This window comes from Bacteroides timonensis (assembly GCF_000513195.1).
In the GTDB taxonomy this organism is placed as follows: Bacteria; Bacteroidota; Bacteroidia; order Bacteroidales; family Bacteroidaceae; genus Bacteroides; species Bacteroides timonensis.
In genome coordinates, this window is the sequence record NZ_CBVI010000063.1 from 54109 (window position 1) to 76918 (window position 22810).

Below are 22810 nucleotides of genomic sequence, written 5' to 3' on the forward strand. Positions count from 1 at the left end.
GAAAAACAGGTTATAGTAAAAAGGACTTCAGTAATTGTATGCCGAAGTCCATCGTCATCGATACACATCCGCTGAACAATCCGTGGCTGAATTACTCCGTATATCTGTGCAACACATTTGCACCGGGGGTATTGATGCTGCTTATATTTATCGGTTTATTCCATCGGTGTGGAAATAAAAGACCGTACCATACGCGAATGGCTTCGCAAGGGGATGGGTGTACTGATGATAGGTACATTGCCTACCCTGCGTCTGGGAGTGAGTTTTGCATCCTTATGGGGAGTGCTTTCATTCTCTATGTGCGGATTATCATTCCCTGCGATGGCAATGCATCCGGTTCTGCAAGGATTAGCCAATCTGTTCCCGCTGCGTCACTATTTCCTGATCTATGTAATCAGGCCCTGAACGGTTATCCGATGATTTATTCGTGGATAAACTATGTGGCGTTACTTATTTTTATGATGCTTCCTTTCTTTGTCGTACACCGGCTCAAAGAAGCGTTGATTTATTATAAATACGTGCCCTAATGAAACATCTGACGTTCAAACAGAAAGTAGTACAAGGTATCCACGACCTATTCTATATCTGGATACGGGAATTCCGCACGACCTTTCGCGATCAGGGTGTGCTCATCTTCTTTGTGCTTGTCCCGTTGGTGTATCCATTGATTTACGCTTTCATTTATACCAATGAAACCATACGGGAAGTACCCGCTGTGGTAGTGGATATGAATGCAGACATCAAAATGCAACGTGCCGGTAATACCACCAACCGCCAGGATGAGATTACCGCCTATCCGATAAGATATGAAGATGTTACCTTATTCAACCCTGCAAACGGTTTTGCGGCTTTCCTGATACCTGCGGTATTGATACTGATTATTCAGTAAACCTTACTACTGGGTATCGGACTTTCTGCCGGAACAGCCCGCGAACAGAATCGTTTCAAAGATTTGGTTCCTATCAACCGCCACTACAACGGCACATTACGTATCGTACTGGGTAAAGGTTTAAGTTACTTCATGGTGTATGCACTTGTATCCGTATACGTGCTCTGTGTAGTGCCACGTCTGTTCAGTCTCATCCAGAGAGCTCAACCGGGTGTACTGACCCTCTTTATGTTGCCTTATCTGGCAGCATGTATTTTCTTTGCCATGACAGCTTCGATTGCCATACGCAACCGTGAAACCTGCATGTTAATATTCGTCTTCACATCCGTGCCTTTATTGTTTCTTTCAGGTGTTTCCTGGCCGGGAGCCGCCATGCCGGATTTCTGGAGATACTTCTCTTATATCTTCCCGTCCACTTTCGGCATCAATGGCTACGTACGCATCAATAGCATAGGAGCTACACTCAATAGTCTTTGAATACCGTGCATTATGGATACAGGCAGGCATCTACTTCCTGACTACTTGCTGGGTATATCGCTGGCAGATTATCCAGAGCAGGAAGCATGTGATTGAGAAATATAAAGAGTACAAGAATAAATAACACGTTGTAGCGTTTCATAGAATAAATGTTTAGCACAAAAGATTCCCTTTACGAACTATAAAAAAGCAGCAGGCATATCGCCTGCTGTTTTTTTATAGTTCGGTATGCTGTTATTACTTTTCAGCCCACTCCTTCGCTCCCTGCTCCTTCAGTTTAGCGGTAAACGCCTTCGCCTTTTCCATTGAAGCGGCTTCCTCTTCCGGACTTGCATAAGCATGCTTGTAGCCTTTCACCACATTCCATTCACCACGGGTGAAATCGGGGAATGCCACAGCTGCACAACCGTTGTCCATGGAAAGTTCTCCCAATTCTGCAAGGCAGCACCACTCAGCAAGGTCGTATACATCCATATCCAAAGGAAGACCGTTCTGCAGGCAATATACCAGACGGCTGTCCATCACGAAGTCCATGCCTCCATGACCGCCTACTTCCTTGGCCATTTCACCGTACTTCTTCAAGATGGGATGCTGGTACTTCTCTACAAGCGCTTCCATCTCTGCTTCCGGCAGGAAACCGTGTGAATTCAAGTCATCTACCTTGGGTTGAACGCCCGATGCACTCAACTGGTCAGCGTCAAGCGCATATCCTTCCACCGGATATTTATTAGCGAATCCCTTGGTACCCGTAAGCTGATACAGACGGTTATAAGGTTGAGCGGTCATTACATTGTGCTGGATCTCAATCACTTTTCCATTAGCAGTACGCAATAAAGTAGTGGTGTGGTCACCGTTACGGAAGTTGTTGCAAGTTGAATCAGTACGTTCCTCTACCAATGCCTTGCCAACTACGGACTTCGTATCCATAGCTACCAATGTAATCAGACGGTCTCCGCGATGGATATCAAGTGCCTGTGCCACAGGGCCAAGACCGTGAGTGGCATATACATCACCGCGATGCTTCATGTTATAGTCCAAACGCCAGCCCAGCTTGTCATCCTCACCTTTCTTCCAATAATAGTCCCAAAAAGGCTCCAAGTTGTGGATGTAAGCGCCCTGAGCACGGATAACCTCACCGAAAACTCCTTGCTGAGCCATATTCAAGGTATTCATCTCAAACCAGTCATAACAGCAGTTCTCCAAGATGAAGCAATGCTTGCGGGTAGATTCACTCAAGTTAATCAAGTCCCAGCATTCCTGCAGGTTCATGGCCGAAGGAACTTCTATCGCCACATGCTTGCCATTCTCCAAAGCACACTTGGCAACGGGAAAATGATGAAGCCAGTCGGCAGCAATATAAACCAAGTCTATATCATCACGTTTGCAAAGTTCCTCGTAACCTGTAGCACCGGAATAAACGGCAGCCTTGGGCATAGAAGCCTTCTCCAGAATCTTCTGGCATCCCTCCGCACGTGACGGTTCATAATCACAGAGGGCAACCACCTGCGTGCCGGGAATATAAGTGAAACGCGCTACCGCACCCGGTCCGCGCATACCCAAGCCTACAAAGCCCACACGCACTACTTCCATTTTCGGAGTAGCCAGTCCCAATACACTTTTCTGTCCGGCAGGACGTTCAGGAGTCCGCACGACAATCGTACCGTTTTTCCACTCCCACTGTGTGCCTTTTTCCGTTGTCTGCACAGTAGTGGCGGTTTGTGTTGAACATGCGCCAAAAGCGAAGCATACACCCAACACCAAGAGTCCAATTTTCTTCATTGTTTTGCTAATTTAAAATTAAAATTAATTATAGTGTGTACCCATTTACTCCGTAAAGGTACACAAGCCATATATACGGAGCGAATAAACGGCTTTATTTTTTAGAACTTATGTACACCTAACAATTTATCCACCAAGAAGCCGTCGGTCACTTTCAGATCAAATTTCACGTTCCACCTGGCTTTAAGCCTGATGACAAACAGGTCGCTGTCACCTTCAAGCGCTTCACGTTCTCCAATATTCACAAACGTAGGATACAAAGACTTGACGCCATTGGTATGGAGTCTGTCATTTGTCAGGTTCTCCATCCCCTCTATGCCCAAGGGATGTACACCAACAAACTCATAATCAGCCGGATTGTAAGGCAAAGCAAAGCTGATCGCATTTACAGAACGCAGTCCCGTACCTTTCACCAATACCTCGACGACCTCATCTTTGACATAAGTACGCTTAGGCGTGCTGACGCTGATGCTCCCTTCTGCCTTTTCACTCCTGATGCCATCGGCTCCACCCTCAAGTTGTGTTGCTACCACCGAAATGTCGTAAGCATCTATCAGTCCGTTGCGATTCAGGTCTCCGTTGCTAATGTACCCTTCAAAATCGGCATCTCCCCGGCGCAGACCAGTATAGTTCGTGTAAGAAGTCAGGTCATTTTCATCGACCAACTTATCGTTGTTGATATCACCCGGCAGATAGATTTCTGTTTCCGGAACTCTGAATACATAAATCTCTTGCCCCGAACCATAGTTGCCTACAGCTTCGGTAATGCTCATCTTGATATAACGGGCTGTAGATGCCTGAGCAAACTTGAATATCTTCACTTCGTTATCGCGCTTCCAGTCGAATGCTCCCGCTTCAACCCAGTTCTCCTTGTCCATGCTACAGTAAACCGTCCCCTTCAAGATAGTTCCATTACCGGCATTCTCACGTGGCAGATAATGGAATTTTTCTACTTGACAGATAGATTTCAAATCCATTATCAAATCGAACGGTACAGCTTTTTCATTGTATTGGGTATGCCACAATTCTCCTTCTTCAAAGTCGAACAGGCGACGGAGTGAACGGCCCTGATTGGCGGCAGTCGTCTCACCCACGATTCCATGTATGGCGAATTCCAGAGGGTCTTTCTTGGTTTTAGCACTGAATGCAGCCCAGTCAGACTGTCCTTCTTTGTTCACCGCACGTATCTTGAAATCGTAAGCAGTTTCTACATTCAGCCCCTCGAACAATAGTTCCGTATCCTTGATAGTACTATAGTTCATGCCATCAAACTCTATTTCATAATAGTCGGCATTGTCCACCTTATTCCAAGTAGGCTTCAAAGTATAAGCAGTTATATTCTCTTCAGTAACCTGCGCTTTCGGGGCAAGCAACAGACCGGAAGTCACTCTATAATTATCGACCGGAGCAAAAACAAAACCACTTATCTTCAAAGTAATCCGATTGGCTGTGATGTCGGTAGCCGCCAACTTGACAAGCATTTGGGGATTCTTCATAATCACCTCTTTCTCGAACTCGCCGCCTTTGGTGGCAAACTTGTTCAAGTTAGGCTTGGCATCATAGAAATAGACATTCTCTTTCCGGAGAAACTCATCCATGCCGCTTGCTTCCACAAGCTTCACTTTGTTCTTTCCAACGGTTGCCTGAACTTTTCCCGGTTTCTCGGTTACGTTGATTCTGAATTCGGTTACTTTCTCTTTGACAAAACCGTTGAAGTCGCCTTGCGTCGGATGAACAGAGACTGTAACATCTCCTTTCTCACCGACAACAGATTCAATCAGGGTACTTACACCCTTGCCCGAACGGTATTCTTCCGTCGTTCCGTCATCATCATATTCGGTAAATGCACTCTGTCCGTATGGATAGAGCTCGTATATACGCAGATTCTTGGCTGTTTCGTTGACGTTGTTATTGGGGGACGTCATGGGGATAATGGCTCCGTTCTTCACGAATACGGGTAATTTCCAAAGCGGTGCCGCATAGTTGTTGATGATGCGTCCACCCTGATAGATTTCACCGGAAAAATAATCCACCCACTCACCGGCAGGCAGATAGATACCGTTACGAATATCATTTCCGCGTTCGTCTGCCCGGGTTGCCTGATAAACAGGAGCCACAAGGAAATACGGGCCATAAAGGAACTGATACTGCGTAGACTTACCGAATGTATAAGCATCGGGATATTCGAGGAACATAGCACGCATCATAGGCAGCCCATCCACAGATTTCCTGGCAATGCTGTAGGTGTATGGCATGATTTCCGACTTCAACTTCAGATACCAGCGGTTGATGGAAGTGGCCGGTTCACCAAGAGCATGGGGATATTTCTCGTTGGCACCCCACCCGTCCATATTCAACTGCATAGGCGTAAAGGCCTTCCACTGGAAATCACGAGTGTTCACCACCGGATTCTTCCCTCCGAAAATACCGTCCATATCCGAACAAATATTGGGATTTCCCGACAACCCCGAACCTATATAAGTAGGGATGTGGAAACGGATATATTCCCATGCCCCTCCCGTCTGGTCGCCCGACCAGATGCCGGCATAGCGCTGCGTGCCAGCCCAACCATCCAAAGAGATGATGAAAGGGCGGGCATCATTGCCATAGTATGTCATGATTTTCGCCACGTCCGTGATGCCGTTCAGTCCGAAAGAATATCCGGCACCTACCCAAGCAACATCCGTTTTCAGGACACGCACACCCGCATCGCGCACTTCCTTGACGATATCACGTTGCAACAAAGCACTGATACCCTCTTTGGGATGCAAATCCGACTGTGTCCACAGCCCTATTTCCACTCCGTTCTTATGGGCATAGTCCGTCAGTTCCTTCAGGTTGCAGATATTGCCATCCAGCGTCTCCGTCTGGCCGTAGCCGGCTCCATAACCATCGTTGGGCAATAACCAGCCCAAAGGCATATCGTGATTTCTGTAACGGTCTATCACCGCACGCGCCGAGAACTGGTAATTGTTCTTTTCACCGTTCAGCGACTCTCTGATGCCGCCATTGTCCTTCTGGCTCTCCTTATAGCGTTTATCATCCTCAAACAAGATGCCGCTCTCATCTTCTTTCCAATAGTCACGGTTATAGGCATTCAGATGCCCCTGATAGAAACCGAATTTCGGCATCAATACTGGATTACCCGTCAGTTGATAGTAATCATTCAGCAAAGGTACGGCACCTTCATTTACCATGACGAAGATATCTAGATAATCGGTCTGGTGGAATAGTTTCACAATGCCTTTTTCCTCATGCCCGAAGTCATAGACCCCTCTCTTGAAAGTATGCCACAAGATTCCGTAACCGTTCGTTGACCAATAAAATGGATTAGGAGAGGCCACACCGCCATCCGTCCAGCTATTCTGGTTTTCGATAGAGATGGACTTGCCCTTGTGCGAGAAGCGGCCGTTCTGCACACCTCCGCCGTAGAAATATTCATCCGGCGTTTCCTTCAGGGTTAAAGAGACTCTGTCCTCCTGGAACTCGGCAGGTTGCAGAGTTTCAAGAACTCTCTTTCCTGTCTTAAGATTCACAACACTCATCAAACCAGTATTGTTATCGATGCTTATTTCAATGGCCTTTGTAGAAATCTTTGTCCGGTCTTTCTTGCTGTCTATAGCAATATTACCGACTTGTCTACGCGGAGACTGAACAAGTATCTCGGCCGGTGGCATTGCCTCAGGGTTTCTGATTATTCCACCTCCATTGTCTTGGAATGCTCTGAATATATTCTCACCGAAGAAATCCAAAGACATTCTCTCATCATTGGCAAATACCACTTCAACAGTGGTAGGATTGATTGCCTGGACCGATTTAACAACACCAATCTGATTATGGACACCTACAGTATTATAGGCAGGGTTCTCTGCATACATCTCTGACATAGAGAAAGAGAGGGAGAGAACGCTAACCCACAACACCCTTTTACTCAGAAATGCGCTTACACTATTAGATTTCATATTCATATATTGGATATTAATTATTTACTATTCTGCCAGAATGCTGAATTCCGCACCCGATGCATAATCCTGACCATTCTGCTCGCTCAACGCAGTGAAACGGATATATCTACCCTTTACCGGCTGAGGAAACAGGACTCTCTTCACGTTGCTATCTTTAGCTAACGAGCCTTTGCTTACAAGCCGTCCCCGGTTTCCACCATCATTGCTTATATAAAGCTCATAATCTTTTATATTACCATTTACACCATCCCGACGCGGAGTGTAAACAAAGCCTTTTATATTCCTGACCTCACCGGCATCAAACTCAACCCAGTGAGGATACTTTGCAACCGTCACGGAATACATGGTATGCCATATTGTAGAAGGATCGTTATCAACAAGGAATGACGCATCACCATCTCCACTCTCCTGGCTGCTCACATTTACCACCTTAAGCTGTATTGCCTCAATCTTATCAAATTTGATAGAGGAGATTAAATCGGGCGAACTTCTTCTCCATGCCGTTATCACCCCACCCTTTTTAAGTAGGAATGGAGCTTCATACTTCAAAACATCCTTCACACCATCAACAGTGTATAATAGCTCATCTTCTACAGCAGAAGAGAGTGATACCATACCCGAAGCATCACGGCTTATAATCAACGGAAGTTCACTTCCACGGCTGATTTTTGCTCTTCCAATCAAATCAGCAGATGCAGGACGTATGATAAAGCCTATGGTATGAGGAACGGCAGAAACTCTGTCCTGAGGCAACGGACCGCCTTGCCCGCAGCTGTTGCCTCCCAGTCCTGTCACGCCCAAGTCGATAGTAAGATAAATAAGCCCCGTATCCTGCAACTGGTATGGATGACCGGCAAGAATCATATCCATGGCCGAGTATGGAAGAGCAGACACAGACACATTGCCATCGCCAACAAAGAGTGCTCCCGCATTGCTGCCATTGGTCAATGCACACCACCTCACCTCCTCATGGTTTGCCATATCCTGAGGTTTGGGGAAATTTACAAACTGCTCATGTACCTTGCTGTTGTACTTCTCTATAAACTGTCCGGTCTTTCTATCGGCATAGTTACCTATAGGACCACGGCCATAATATATAAAGTTTTCGAATGACTCCGGTATTTTCATTATATATCCAAGACGTGGCAGAATAAGCGATGACTTGTTTGAAGTAATAGCCGACTGCAGCTCTATAGAACCATCCGGATAGATTGTCCATATCTGGTTTGTCGTGAACTTAAAATCATTTTCACCGAACTTCCGATCGGTCAATTCCTGCACTGAATTTTTGCCCGAAGCCGTTCCTCCAAGTATCTTGGCTGCATTAGGAGCCTGAGACTCTACATTGAAAGAAAGCACCACTGTTCCTGTCGCTCTCTTTATAAGCTTGCAACCGGTAGCTTTATGTTTCAGGTTATGCAATCCGTTCTCGAACCACGACGAATAGAACCAGTTATCATTATTGGTAAATGCACGCATGGCATTCAGCTCAGGGCCATTGCCTTCTGTAATAATCTGCTGCCCATTGTATGTAAGAGTAAGGATAGTACCTGTAAGTTTACTGAAGACAACATGAAAACTTTCCCCGCTTACAATTACAGTCGCATCAGCCTTATTTTCCTGAACAGCAAGTTCATCAGTGCCACTCAATGTCTGCAGTATGGAAGGAGCATACTCTCTGCCTTGCAGCAGGAACTGTTCCTGAGCCTCTGCAAAATCCTTCTTCGCCCAAGGACAATCATTCTTGTAAACAAGCTGTACCTTAAGGAAGTACTCGCTGTCCTTATCAAGACTTACCGTATAAGGGATAGCCGCCTGAACCTTGCTTCGTGCCGCGATATCAAGAGCCTCGACAATGCCATTTTCAATGTCAACACCATCCTTGTAAATACTCCACCTCAGCTGATAGTCATCAAGTGACTTGAAATAGTATTTATTGAATATCTCCACATTACGATTATCAACCTTTTTGAATGAGATATGCTGATACACCTTTTTCACTTCATAATATTGAGGTTTCGGCTCAAGATCACCGAATACGATGCCATTCATCACGAACTGTCCGTCATTGGGAGTATCACCGAAATCACCGCCATAAGCCATGTACCTCTTGCCGTCCTTGGTATAGTTGTACATAGATTGGTCTACCCAGTCCCAGATAGCACCGCCACAGAAGAAATTAGTCGATTCTATCGCATCCCAGTAGTCAACCAGATTACCTACCGCATTCCCCATAGAGTGAGCATATTCAGAGATATGGAAAGGATACTTGATGTCATATTTCCCTTTTACAGCCTCGCGTACCCATGCAATAGAAGGATACTGGTTTGACCCCATATCAACAATCTCATTATTTCGTTCGTACTGAACAGGACGCGATGTGTCAATCTCCTTCAGCGCATCGTAAGCCGCCACGAAGTTATCACCCGGACCGGCCTCATTGCCAAGCGACCATATAACGATAGACGGGTGGTTGATATTGCTCTTCACCATCTCCGTCACACGCGCTACATGAGCAGCCCTCCATTCTATCGGATGAGAAAGAGAAGCTTTTCCATAATAGTATTCGTGTGATTCAATATTAGCCTCATCTTCCAAGTAAATGCCATACTTATCGCACAGATAGTACCAGTATGGATCATCAGGATAGTGAGAGTTACGCACATGGTTTATGTTGGCACGCTTCATAAGCATAACCTCATTTTCCATTATTTCGCGAGTTATAGCATGGCCTAATTCCGGATTAGACTCATGGCGGTTCACACCTTTAAGCTTCACACACTTACCGTTAATATAGTAATATCTACCGGCTAAGTTGAATTCATCCTGACTTGCAGGAGTATCTTTTATCTCTACCTTTCTGAAACCTGTATATATAGATACAATTTCTACTACATTGCCCTTCTTATCCTTAAGTTTTCCTACCAACGTATATCTGTAAGGAAGCTCTGCCGACCATTTGTCCGGGTTATCAACTCTCATAACAGCCTTAACAGAAGTCCGGTCATTCTTTCCTATAGCAGGAACAGTAGCAGTAGCAACAACATCTTGCACTTTAGTACAGTTGTCGGAATAAAGTTCATTTGCAAACAGAGTGTACTCCAATGAATATCCTTTAATATCCTCATTGCTTGAATTTGCAATTTGAGTTTCTATTTCAAGAACACCATTTTTGTAATCAGAATCCAAATCGGGAGTTGCCACAAAGTCAGCAACATGTACCTTTGGTGTAGCTGTAAGAGCGACAGTACGGAAAATACCCGGAAGACGGAACATATCCTGCGCCTCAAGAAATGATGCATCCGAGTTTCTATACACCTCTACAGCTACCTGATTCTTCCCCTGCATGATGTATGGAGTAATATTGAAACGTGCCGCATTACGTGAATTCTTTGAGAAACCCACATATTTACCATTTATCCACAGATAGAAGAAAGAGTCTACTCCATCGAAATTGATGAAAACCTCTTTGCCATTCCATTCTGCAGGAACAGTAAACTCTCTTTTGTATGAACCTACCTCATTACGGTCTTTATATGTAGTCCATGTTGTTGGAGGAGTACGCATTACGCCACCGCGCCAGTCGTCAACTGCAACTTTATGTTGAAAGATAACAGGTTGGTTTACATAAATCGGTGTACCATATTTCTTTGAACCATCTTTTTGGATTCCATATATGTTCCAATTAGAGGGAACATATATGGAATCCCATGAAGTTACATCATAGTTTTGATTATAAAAATCGGCCGGACGTTTTGAAGGTTCTGAAGCCCAATTGAATTTCCATTTTCCATTCAATGATTTCCAATTTGAACTGTTTTCAGGAAGGACTTTCAGAGCAGACTCTTCATCGCCAAATGAGAAAAAATAAGCACGCGGCAACTCCTTGTTCATGGCTAAGTTCTCAGGAGATTCCCATTCATTACCCATTGGAAATTGTGAAACACCATAAATAAATCCATCTAACAATAGATTATTTTGGGCATTTACTGAAAAGTAAGAACAGCATAAGTCTTTGCCTCCTTTTACCTGTTCAATAATAAACTTATCGGAAGCCTCTTTATCTATTCTTTCCAATAATCCGTGGATAGGAGAAGAGGCATTACAGAATGTAAATGCCAAGAAGAATGTTATTACCGATATAATTTTGCGCATAAATAATATTTAAAGATTTTGTATATCCGGTTGTAGGATTACTCTCAGCCTTTGTAGTCTTACGTACCCAAATAGTATAAGCAGAGGTAAATTTTACCATATCAAGCGGAGTAAGACCGTCTCCGGTCTTACCGCTTATGGTTTTGCGTATTCCTAAATAGATTTAAAAAGTGTCATACTCTTTCTTGTCATTCTGCAAATGAATATCAGAATTTATTTTTTTGTACGTATCTTATATCCTACCATTCCGTACCATAATATAAATAGGAAACATGGAACACATAGCCAATATGCCTGTTGAGGTGTAGCAAGGTCTTTCAACCAACCATAAAGAGTCGGTATCACAGCTCCACCAAACATTGCCATAATAAGTAATGAGCTTCCCGATTTAGTGAACTTACCCAAATCGGCCATAGCCAAAGGCCACAAAGCAGGCCACATGAGTGAACAACCAAGTGCCATGAAAGAAATGAAATATATGGAAACTGATGCAGGAACACATACGACAAGGAGCGAACCCACCAATGCCAATATTGAACATATCTTCAAAGCTGTGGCCTGAGACATATATTTGGGTATAAAGATGATGCCACATATATAACCTATCACTATGCCTATCGGTGCAATCCATGCATAGTTTGAAGCACCGTCAAGTCCCAACGCATTTGCATAGTCAACAAGCGTTCCCAAAGAAACAGTTTCAACACCCACATAAAGGAATAGAGCAAGGCAACCTAATAGAAGATGTGGAAATTGGAATACAGAAGTCTTTGAGGATGCATATAAACCAGCATCTGATGAACTATCCGATTCATCCTCACCCTCAGCCTTAACTTCAGGAAGTGGAGCAAAAAATGCCATAACGCCCAATACAACAAAGGCAATTATAATAATAATGAAAGGTTGTGTCAAATCTTCAATGCCAATCAAGTTAACATCCTTCCCAAGTAGCCACACAATGAACAATGCAGGTATAGGCCAAGCGAGTTTGTTGCAGATGCCCATGATACTGATGCGTTTAGCTGCGCTTTCTATAGGACCAAGGATTGTGATATATGGATTTACAGAAGCCTGTAGAAAAGCATTGGCAGCACCGCTTATGAAAGATGCCGTCAAGAACAGAGAGAAACTTTTCTGTTCGGCAGAAAGTATAAACAGGTAGAATGCCGCTGCAAATATAAGGAATGACAGCGACATGGTTTTCTTATATCCTATAGACTTGATAGTAAGACCGGCAGGATAACCGAATATTAGAAAAGGAATAAACGTTGCTGCAATAATCAGATAAGATGCGGCACCAGAGATGTTAAGTGAGCCTTGAAGAACAGGTACAAGCAATGAATTTATACCTAATGCAAAGCCTATTGCAAAAAACATAAGTCCCACAAATGCTAAAGGGACGAACATGGTTTTATTTGAATTCATAGTTTTCTTATTTAATTTACTAATCCTCTATTTAAACACTCACGGATAAAATCAGTCATCTGAGACATATTCTCCTCGACACTCTGCAAAAGTTTAAACTGTGCCTTTGTCCTTACAAGGTTGTGTTCCGGATACTGTATTTTATAATATGTATCGCCATTTATATAATCGGCAAGGAATCTAACAGTCTGCATGTATGGGAACAAAGCCGCTGCATAAGGCAGGTTCTCTATTTCAAGAGGAGTAAGGAAAGTAGCTTTTTCAAGATATCCTTTAGTGAACGCCTTGAATATTTCCATGTTGAAACCCACTTTCTCCAGGTCTTTGTCATCTTCCAGACCTGTATTTGCCGCAGTACGCATAAAGTCACCAAAGTCCGAAAATATATAGTTCGGCATGACTGTGTCGAGGTCTATAACGCAGAGTACCTTTCCATCTTCATCAAACAGCATATTGTTTACCTTTGTATCGCAATGGCAAACACGTTTTGGAAGTTTTCCTTCACGATGCAGACGTTCAGCCTGGCACATCTCATCAGCCCTCTTCTCTAGTTCATCAATGTAGAATCTGATAGAATCCACTCTTCCTGCTTTATCTTCAGCAACAGCCTCACGAAGTTGCTTTAAGCGGAATTCCATATTATGAAAATCAGGAATGGTATCACCTAACTGTACAGGAATATCGGCAAGCATCGCTTGAAAGTTTCCGAAAGCCTGACCTGCGTAAAAAGAGAATTCAGGATTTACTGTTTCGTAAGTTTTTGCACATGGAATAAAGACCATGATTCTCCAATAGCTTTCGCCATTGAAATAATAAGTCTTTCCATTGTCGGATTTTAAAAAGTGCAATACTTTGCGGTCTATATCCTCCTCATTTTTCTCCTCTAACTTTTTTCGGATATGTGCAGTTACAGCTTCAATGTTTTTCTGAAGCATATCCACATTTTGGAATATTGCATGGTTTATGCGTTGTAATACATAGTTCGGGCAGTTCTCTTCTTTTGTAGTAACCTTAAAGGTATCGTTTATAAGTCCTGCTCCCAGAGGTTTGATTTCGTCGACCTCTCCTTCTATCTGAAAGTGTCCTACTATTTGTTTAAGTTCTTCGTACGTCATACTTTCTAATGTATAATGTTAGAGTGAAATAAGATTGCCCGAAAGAGATAGATTTCAGATGAAAGCCTGTTTCGGACAATCTTAGTATACAGAGAGTGTTATTTCAGTTTTCTCTCAAGTACAGACAGCATATCAGTTGTCATCTTCGGTAAGTCGAATTCCGGCTTGAATCCCCACTCTGCACGGGCACAGGAATCATCCATCCAGTTTGGCCATGAATCTGCAATAGACTGCTTAACCGGGTCTACCTCATATTCCATAATGAAATCCGGTCTGTGTTTTCTTATCTCATTGTAAATCTCTTCCGGATCGAAATGCATTGCGGTAACATTGAAAGAGTTTCTGTGGATAAGTTTTGTAGGATCAGCTTCCATGATGTTGACAGCCGCATTAAGGGCATCAGGCATATACATCATGTCCAACATGGTGCCTTTCTTAAGAGGGCAGATAAATTTCTCACCTTTTGTTGCTGCATAATATATGTCAACTGCGTAATCGGTTGTACCACCACCAGGAAGGGTAACGTTAGAGATAAGACCCGGGAAACGTACAGAGCGAGTATCTACTCCGAAACGTTTGAAGTAATAATCGCTCAATAATTCACCACTCACCTTCGTTACGCCATAAATAGTGCCCGGACGCTGGATAGTGTCCTGGGGAGTTCCATCAAGAGGAGTATTCAAACCGAATGCACCGATAGAACTTGGAGTAAACAGCGCACACTTGTATTCACGTGCTATTTCAAGAGAATTGAGCAGAGCACCCATACCGATATTCCACCCCAACATAGGGTTCTTTTCGGCTGTTGCCGACAAAATAGCAACAAGATTATATATTGCATCAATATTGTACTTCTTTACAATTTCAGCTACTTGAGAAGCATTGGTTACATCGCATTGCTCTGTAGGACCACTCTCCATGATGTTATCCTTCAGAGGCATTTTAAGATCGGCAGCCACTACATTTGCTCCTCCGTAAACTGAACGTAATTTCATCGTGAGTTCAGAACCAATTTGTCCGCCTGAACCTAATACTAATATTCTTTTCATTTTTATGTTTAAAAAATCCTTTATTTAAGAACACCAAGTTTTTTTCCTATTTTAGTGAAGGCAGCAATACATTTATCCAAGTGTTCGCGCTCGTGAGCAGCCGAGACCTGTACACGAATGCGTGCCTGACCTTTCGGCACCACAGGATAATAGAATCCGGTAACATATATACCTTCATTTTGAAGCTCTGCCGCAAAATTCTGAGATAGTTTCGCATCATAAAGCATCACGGCACAGATGGCAGACTGCGTAGGCTTGATGTCGAAACCTGCTGCTTTCATCTCTCTAACGAAATATTCCGTATTCGTATGAAGCTTATTCTGAAGTTCATTAGATTGTTCAAGCAATTCGAATGCCGCCTTTCCGGCTGCTGCCACCAATGGAGGAATAGAGTTTGAGAAAAGATATGGACGAGAGCGCTGACGCAACAGCTCGATAATCTCCTTCTTACCTGTTGTAAATCCTCCTACAGTGCCCCCAAATGCTTTGCCCAATGTGCCTGTAAGTATCTCTACCTGTCCTCTCAAATTAAAGAACTCAGTAGTACCACGGCCTGTCTCTCCAACAACACCTGCCGAGTGGGATTCATCAACCATCACCATTGCATCATACTTCTGCGCCAACTCATGAATCTTGTCAAGAGGCGCCACATTGCCATCCATCGAGAATACGCCATCGGTAACAATCAAACGGAAACGGCAACTTTGGGCAGCTACAAGCTGTTTCTCCAAATCAGCCATATCGGCATTTGCGTAACGGAAACGTTGAGCTTTGCATAAGTGGACACCATCAATGATGGAAGCATGATTCAAAGCATCCGAGATGATGGCATCCCGATCATTAAGCAGTGGTTCAAAAACACCGCCGTTCGCATCAAAACAAGCTGCATATAAGATTGTATCTTCAGTCCCGAAAAACTTGGAGATGGTCTCTTCCAAAGCCTTGTGCGTATCCTGAGTACCGCAAATAAAGCGAACAGAGCTCATTCCATAACCACGTTCATCGAGCGCTTTCTTTGCTGCTTCTATCAAGGCCTCATTATTCGATAGTCCTAAATAGTTATTGGCACAGAAGTTCAAGACACTGTCACCATTGGAAGTTTTTATTTCTGCAGACTGTGGAGTAATGATTACTCTTTCATTCTTGTAAAGGCCGGCATCTTTGATTCCTTGTATCTCTTCCTTTAGATACTCTTGAAATTTGTCATACATTTCTCTGTTATATTTATCAGGTTGATTATAGATATACTAAGATGCTGCAATATAATGTAAATTCATATATTGCTACACAAAAGCATATAATAAATTACTGGATTTATTTTTACATTAATAAAAAAAATAAAAGGACCTGCGCAATATTTTATTATCAGACAGGACCTTTTATATAATGTATTTTTATAGAACCTGTATTCTACATCTTGATTAATTCATTACGACTCCACTATTATCAGTAGGATTTTGAGTCAATGTACCGGGATATGCGTTAATAGCATTCTGCGGTATATAGTATGTCACTCTGTAATCACTTGCAGGAACTTCCTCAAGCTGTTTGTGAGGACCCGGATATCGGCGCGTCAAAGGCTTTCCGTTACGGAACACATCATAGCTTCTTTCTGCCTGATAGGCAAGTTCAAGCTGACGTTCCTTATCAATTCTCTCACTTGCGTTTGTTGCATCAAGTGAAGCATATCCGCCACCTACGATAGAACGTTCACGTATCGTGTTCAAGTCCGTCAGAGCTTCGGGATAGCTACCAAGCTTAGCGTATGCTTCAGCACGGTTCAGATAAATCTCGCCCAAACGGCTTATTATCGGAGAGTGAAGATGTGAATCCTCACCTTCACGAGAACATTTGGTGATGTAGAATTGCGGATACACACGGTTCAGACTAATATAGTAGTCTTCAACACCTGTTACATCCGTAAGCACATTGGTAACATTCGTTCCGGCATTGTAGTTGAGTATTTTGAAATATCCTTGTTCAGCATCTATTACTTCCAAAGGGTATTCGATATCTTTGACGACAGCGTTTCCTGAAGCATCTTTTTTAGCTACTACTTTAGTTGGGTCTGTTGAACTGACTTCATATTGTGTCACATTCTTTTCGATAGCATAATACTGTCCGTTTCTTTTCTCCAAATTCGCCTGCACATAGTTATATCCAGTAAGTTTGTCCATTGAAATATTTACTTCCAACGGGAATGACGGTTTAATAAAGCGGAATACAAGAGTATTTGATTCATCGTATGTCGGTTCAATAAATGCAGCACGCGCATCGACTATTCTGTAATGGTCGGGACGCCAGTCGTTACGTCCGGTTTCATTCAGCAGGTCGATGTATTTTCCACTTGCATACATCTCTCCCCATCCCATACCGCCGATATTGGCATACATACCACCGATGCCATAGTAATGGTCATAACCGGAATATTCGGAAGCAACACGTTTTACTACAAAGATTGACTCTTCATTGCTTTCGGGAGTGAATGTGTTGTACTTCATGAAGTCTTCACGCCCCAGCAGATTGTAGTTACCCGAATTGATAACTTTTGTTGCGTAATCAATAGCTTTCTGAGCATAGTCTCTGTTCGGATTCTCGTATGTACCGCTCATATAAAGATAAACTCTTGACAACATTGCCTGTGCAGCTCCTTTTGAGGCGAAAGCGGCACCCTTTTCAATTGTCATCAGTTTCTCTGCTTTCTCCAAGTCCGCTATCACCTGTTTGTAGGTGTCCTCTACAGTAGCACGGTCTTCAAGAAACAAATCGTTTATATTGTCCGGAGTTCCGTTTACTATTGGTACACCCAAGTTCTTGTCCGGAGCTTGATAATATGGACGTCCATAAGCTCTGACGAAATAGAAGTAAAGCATGCCGCGTACATAGTAACATTCTCCCAACTGGTTGTCTATTTCTGCACTCTGTCCTTCTTCAATCATGCTTATGATATTCGAAGCTTGGGCAATGCCTTTATATCCGTAGTCCCAAAAGTTCTGCAGACGATAGTTATTCGGAGTACGTGAATATGAAATGAATTCATAGAATGCATCGGTAGAACTACCCCTGATCATCATATTGTCCCCTGCATACTCGCCACAGCGGTGCATAGGATCCGACCAAGTTTTCAACTGTGCGTAAACACCGTTCATCAGCGCATCCAGCGAAGCCGAAGGATCACTGGTAATTTGTTCCGCAGACATAGAGGCATAAGGTAATCTTTCAATATCGCATGAAGTCAGTGCTGTAGCTGCTGCCAATGCGACGATAAATATCTTTTTCATCACTTATTTTCTTTTTAAGATTAGAATGTTACATTAAGACCGAACATGAATCGGCGTACAGAAGGATAGACACCCGGACCTGCAGTACCCATAACAGCACCATCTGATGCCGGGATTTCAGGGTCAACACCGGAGTAATCCGTCAATGTGAAAAGGTTTTCTCCTGACAAGGATACTCTAAGGTTATTGATTCCATATTGCTTCAACGGAATGTTGTAGCCAATCGTCAATGAACGCAACTTCAAATAATCGCTATCTTCAAGGTAACGTGATGATGCAGAGTTTCCTTTATCCTGGTTGTTGTATTTAGCAACCGGATGTGTAGCTATATCTCCCGGTTTCTCCCAACGAGTCCATCCCTTTTTCAACTTCATCTGGTTACGGTCTGAATAAGTTCCGTCTGAGTCATATTCCTGACGAGAGTAGTTGTAGATCTGTCCACCTACAGAGTAACCGAATGTGGCACTGAAATCAAATTTCTTGTATGTCACTGAAGTATTGAAACCACCGAACAATTTAGGATTGGAAGTTCCCAACTTGTAATAGCTAGCCTTTGCATACTCACTGGTAGTAACCTTGTTACCTTCGCTGTCATCCATGTACCACATCGGAGCGCCATTTTCAGGATTTACGCCCGCCCATTCTTTGCCATAATATGTATCTATCGGCTCACCTACTTCAAGACGGCGGTTTATAGTACCCGCTATGCTGCTACCATCGCTTATGATTACAGGAACCACTGCATAAGTACCATCTGCCTGCTTCTGTGCGTACAAGTCTTTGAGTTTATTCTTGTTCTGTGAGATGTTTGCTTCCACGCCCCAAGTCAAGTCCTTTGTGCGGATAATATCGCCGCCTATTGACAACTCGAAACCTTTGTTCTGCATCTTACCGATGTTCTTGTAAATAGAGGTAACACCTGTCAAGCCTGTCACCGGGACATTATAAAGAATGTTGTCCGTATTCTTTATGTAGTAATCCAACGTTGCATGCAAACGGTTGTCGAAGAATGATACATCCACACCGATACCGGTAGTAAATGTCTTCTCCCAAGTAAGGTCTTTGTTACCGATAACAGAAATCAGGGCACCCGCACTTCCATCATAGCTGGAAGATACAGAATACAAGTCATACTGCGGATAGAGTGAGCTTGGGCGGTTACCTACCGAACCGTATGAAGCACGTAGTTTCAGGTTGTCCACCCACTCTGCCTTGAACCAGTCTTCACGGCTGATTATCCAACCTGCACTCACTGAGAACAAGTTACCATACTTCTTTCCCAAGTTTGATGCTCCATCACGACGGAACATCACTTCCCCCAAATACTTGTTGTCGTAAGTGTATTTCCAGTTCGTAAAATAAGACTGTACAGCCCATTCAGAGCGTGAACCACTGATTGATTCAGCTTTCGATGTTACATCCATCACTTCAAAACCGGAAATGAAACCTGTACCGTTACCATAGAAACTGCTATAGCTATAGTCTTTGAACTCATAAGAGACGTGTCCGTTCAATGAATGTTTGCCGAATGTCTTGTTTACCATCAAGTTCTGATTGGTATAACGGCGTTCAACTTCCTCACGAGCTTCATAAAGACGTCCGTCCACACCTTCACCGCCATTTGAGCGGGGGTCTGTATAGCTATGGCTCGCACCATGAATCAGGCGATAATTATTCACCGAAGTGAATGTCAGCCAATCAGTAATCTTGATGTCAAAGTCAAAGTTACCCATGAATTCGTATCTCTTTGAGTCACCGTAGTTACCATAACTGTAATCCAACAAGTAGTTAGTGTTCTGTGCATTTACCCATCCACTATAACGGTGAGGTACTAATTCGCCATTTTCATCGTATGGACTATCCCATGGCAACATAGAATACATAGATGTAACCGAATACTGTTGGTCGTACACTTTACGCATTGAGCCGCTGATAGATGGTTTCAACGTCAACCAATTGTAAGGTTTATAGCTTGTGCGCGCGCGGAAGTTATAACGTGTATAGTCATATCCCTTTACAGCACCTTCTTCATCATAGTAACCCAATGAGAAATAAGACTGCACCTTCTCTGAACCGCCAGAGATTGATACGTGATAGTCTTGCGTAAAGCCAGTTTTTGTGGCCAAGTCCCACCAGTCGAAGTTACTGTCGCGCAAGTCTGGATTCCAACGCGTGAATTTAATTTCATCGGCATTCTGGAACGATGCGTAATAATCGTAAAGTTCCGCTCCGCTCATCACTTCCAACTTCCCGTTATTCACAGTACTGATACCCATTTTAACGGATGCACTGACATTAAGCTTTCCTTCTTTACCTTTTTTAGTAGTAACAACAATCACACCGTTTGCACCTTCAGAACCATAGATAGCTGTTGAAGCTGCATCTTTAAGTACGGTCATTGTTTCAATATCCGATGGATTCAGGTCGCCCGCACTGCTACCCACAATAACACCATCTATAACCCAAAGAGGTTGTGTACTACCGCTTAATGAAGCCTGACCACGTATTACAACCGCACCGCTTGAACCCGGCTGTCCTGAACCCGGTGCAACATAAACACCAGGAATCTTGCCGTTAAGCATGTTCTCTACTGAAGGAGTTGTAATATCTTTAAGTTTATCACTCTTAATAGTGCTCATAGCACCAGTCAGACTCTCTTTGCGCTGTGTAGTATAGCCCACGACCACAACTTCGTCCAATGCTTGTGCATCGGGAACCAGTTTCACAGTCATTCTCTGTCCACCCTTTGCTGCAAGTTCCTGTGTGGTATATCCGATGAAAGACACAACCAATGTAGAACCTTGAGGAACGTCTAACGCGAAAATACCATCCAGATCGGTCACTGTACCAATCCCTGAATTGCCTTTTACCGTGACATTCACGCCGGGCAAGGTCTCGCCATTCTCATCGAGCACCTGACCGCTCACTTTGACGGTGGCGTTCTGTTGCGGCTGGGGAACAGCAGCTTTCTTCACCACCGTAATCTGGCGGTCGTTGATTCTGTATTCCAAATTGGTAGCGGAAGAGAGTTCACTCAGAATTGTCTTGGCATTCTTTCCGTTTGTGTTTACGGAAACCTTCTTCTCCAGTTCAGACAGAACATCGTTGGAGTACAGCACGACAAAGTTACTGTTTTGCTCAATATAGCCGAGCACCTGCTTCACGGTCTGCACCGTTGTCACTCTTTGTTCATTCTCAGAACTGCGATTATCCGTGGCATAAAGAGGGAACAAACAGCCTTCCATTGCTAAAAAAACACCTAATAATAGATAAATAGACATAAAACAGCCATTTATCCTTTCAACAGTCATCTTTTTTTTCATACTTTCGTATTGATTTTAATTACTAAAAATAAATTCGATTGAAATCAATTCCGATCGGGCAATATTGCGACTATTGTCCGATCTTTTTTTAAAGCAAATGTCTACGTCTGGTTTTTCATTGTTTTTCTTACATTTTAAGGTTAACACTATGTTTTTCATTCAACGCCGTCCTTGCGAACAATCCCTTCTCGGGAAGCCAATTCCAACGGCAAGGCTTGTCTTATCGACTCTATTACTTGTTCCAATTCTTCGTTCAGGTACAATTTCCCATAAAAAGGGATATCTTCTACAGAAGGGTCACAAGTGACCGCTTGCCCGTAATATTCCGTCAGGTAGTAAAGTACCTGTTTCAAAGGCTTGCCACTCAATACCCATACCCCGTCCACCCAGTGGATATAATCCAAGGCGTTCACTGTCTCTTTCTTCGAAATACCCGCCTCGTCCAGTTCTACCCGCTCGTTGGGCTGCATCCTGACATGCCTATCGTGACTGTCTTTCACGTCTACCGCCCCCTCCACCAGCACTACATCGGCCAGAGCCTTGTCCTTGCGTGCAGAAATATTGAAAGATGTTCCAAGCACCTCAACCTCGAAAGAAGAAGTGTTGACAACAAAGGGATTTGCCTCATTGCGCGCCACCTTCAAATATGCTTCACCTTCCACGAAGATTTGCCTTTTATCACCCTTAAAGGTACGTGGATAAACCACCCTGCTACCGGAATTTATCCATATCTGACTGTTATCGGCAAGCACAATCATGGAACGCCGTCCTTTCGGGACTATAATCTGATTGTATTCTTCTGTTTCTTCCTTTTTTGTTTCTTCTTTTGCTATCGCCTCGTCCAACTTGACAGAATTTACTTGTACCTGCCCTGCCTGGGTATAGGCTACCTTGGCATTGTTGGTTATCTCTATTTTTTTCTTGTCCGAGACGACCAGCGTAACCTCTTTGGCATTTTCGCAACCGTTGTCGGCAAGTAAGATTTGTTCCATCTTCGCTTTTTCATCTTCTGCCTCTCCCCCTCCGTTATGAAGAAAATAGAACATGCCGAACAGCAAAACAACAGATGCGGCAAGCAATCCTCCATACAACATAAAGGCAGAACGCTTCTTGACACGAAACATCTTCCGATCCTCCTCTTTTATTTTCCGAAGTGTCTTGTTCCACACCTCGCCCGTATCAGCCTTTGGAGGATTGCATTCATCCCACAAGAAAATCAACTTCTGCAATTCTTCATCCGAAGAGGAAATATTCTCACCGGAAGAAGCAGAACGGTTGTCCAAAAAGGAGGCAAACGATTCGTACTTATTACTTTCTTCTTTCTTTTTATCTTCCATCGATATGACAGTGTT

The 22810-nt window shown here is 43.5% G+C and carries 10 protein-coding genes and 2 pseudogenes; 2 read left to right on the top strand and 10 right to left on the bottom strand.

The window, feature by feature from the left end; genetic code table 11:
- Window positions 1-50 precede the first annotated feature (50 nt).
- Window positions 51-527: pseudogene (locus BN161_RS12645) on the top strand (ABC transporter permease); the annotation flags it as partial.
- Window positions 527-1490, top strand: a pseudogene (locus BN161_RS12650) (ABC transporter permease). The pseudogenes BN161_RS12645 and BN161_RS12650, both read left to right, overlap by 1 nt.
- A 113-nt stretch (window positions 1491-1603) precedes the next feature.
- On the opposite strand, the gene BN161_RS12655 reads toward BN161_RS12650, so the two are convergent.
- The 10 genes from BN161_RS12655 to BN161_RS12700 all read right to left on the bottom strand — a co-directional run bounded on the left by BN161_RS12655 (window position 1604) and on the right by BN161_RS12700 (window position 22795).
- The gene (locus BN161_RS12655; protein WP_044266692.1) at window positions 1604-3145 is read right to left on the bottom strand and encodes a Gfo/Idh/MocA family protein; all 1542 of its coding nucleotides are present in this window, start codon (window positions 3143-3145) and stop codon (window positions 1604-1606) included.
- A 101-nt stretch (window positions 3146-3246) separates the two neighbouring features.
- Window positions 3247-7107: a TIM-barrel domain-containing protein gene (locus tag BN161_RS12660; protein WP_044266761.1), complete on the bottom strand. Its 3861-nt coding sequence runs from the start codon at window positions 7105-7107 to the stop codon at window positions 3247-3249.
- Window positions 7108-7134: 27 nt separating this feature from the next.
- Window positions 7135-11148, bottom strand: coding sequence for a glycoside hydrolase family 2 TIM barrel-domain containing protein (locus BN161_RS12665; protein WP_449374817.1), 4014 nt, complete (start codon window positions 11146-11148; stop codon window positions 7135-7137).
- A 330-nt stretch (window positions 11149-11478) separates the two neighbouring features.
- Window positions 11479-12690 (bottom strand): glucose/galactose MFS transporter, encoded by a 1212-nt coding sequence (gluP, locus tag BN161_RS12670; protein ID WP_044266694.1) that lies wholly within the window; start codon window positions 12688-12690, stop codon window positions 11479-11481.
- A gap of 11 nt (window positions 12691-12701) precedes the next feature.
- Window positions 12702-13805, bottom strand: coding sequence for a phosphotransferase enzyme family protein (locus BN161_RS12675; protein WP_044266696.1), 1104 nt, complete (start codon window positions 13803-13805; stop codon window positions 12702-12704).
- Window positions 13806-13903: 98 nt separating this feature from the next.
- Window positions 13904-14854 carry an NAD-dependent epimerase/dehydratase family protein gene (locus BN161_RS12680; RefSeq protein ID WP_044266698.1) on the bottom strand — a complete coding sequence of 317 codons (951 nt, stop codon included), beginning with the start codon at window positions 14852-14854 and terminating at the stop codon, window positions 13904-13906.
- A gap of 20 nt (window positions 14855-14874) precedes the next feature.
- A complete protein-coding gene (gene kbl, locus BN161_RS12685; protein ID WP_044266704.1) occupies window positions 14875-16065 on the bottom strand; it encodes a glycine C-acetyltransferase in 1191 nt (396 codons plus the stop codon).
- Window positions 16066-16275: 210 nt separating this feature from the next.
- Entirely contained in the window at window positions 16276-18135 is a 1860-nt protein-coding gene (locus BN161_RS12690; RefSeq protein ID WP_044266707.1) for a RagB/SusD family nutrient uptake outer membrane protein, read from the bottom strand.
- 20 nt (window positions 18136-18155) lie between these two features.
- Window positions 18156-21458: a TonB-dependent receptor gene (locus BN161_RS12695; protein ID WP_081743697.1), complete on the bottom strand. Its 3303-nt coding sequence runs from the start codon at window positions 21456-21458 to the stop codon at window positions 18156-18158.
- Window positions 21459-21613: 155 nt separating this feature from the next.
- Window positions 21614-22795 (bottom strand): FecR family protein, encoded by a 1182-nt coding sequence (locus BN161_RS12700; protein WP_044266711.1) that lies wholly within the window; start codon window positions 22793-22795, stop codon window positions 21614-21616.
- Window positions 22796-22810 lie beyond the last annotated feature (15 nt).

What these genes read in the sequence shown, in the direction of transcription:
- BN161_RS12675 (WP_044266696.1), bottom strand. Translation starts at nt 13,805, where the DNA reads ATGACGTACGAAGAACTTAAACAAATAGTAGGACACTTTCAGATAGAA.
- BN161_RS12680 (WP_044266698.1), bottom strand. Translation starts at nt 14,854, where the DNA reads ATGAAAAGAATATTAGTATTAGGTTCAGGCGGACAAATTGGTTCTGAA.
- BN161_RS12695 (WP_081743697.1), bottom strand. Translation starts at nt 21,458, where the DNA reads ATGAAAAAAAAGATGACTGTTGAAAGGATAAATGGCTGTTTTATGTCT.
- BN161_RS12660 (WP_044266761.1), bottom strand. Translation starts at nt 7,107, where the DNA reads ATGAAATCTAATAGTGTAAGCGCATTTCTGAGTAAAAGGGTGTTGTGG.
- BN161_RS12655 (WP_044266692.1), bottom strand. Translation starts at nt 3,145, where the DNA reads ATGAAGAAAATTGGACTCTTGGTGTTGGGTGTATGCTTCGCTTTTGGC.
- gluP (WP_044266694.1), bottom strand. Translation starts at nt 12,690, where the DNA reads ATGAATTCAAATAAAACCATGTTCGTCCCTTTAGCATTTGTGGGACTT.
- kbl (WP_044266704.1), bottom strand. Translation starts at nt 16,065, where the DNA reads ATGTATGACAAATTTCAAGAGTATCTAAAGGAAGAGATACAAGGAATC.
- BN161_RS12700 (WP_044266711.1), bottom strand. Translation starts at nt 22,795, where the DNA reads ATGGAAGATAAAAAGAAAGAAGAAAGTAATAAGTACGAATCGTTTGCC.
- BN161_RS12690 (WP_044266707.1), bottom strand. Translation starts at nt 18,135, where the DNA reads ATGAAAAAGATATTTATCGTCGCATTGGCAGCAGCTACAGCACTGACT.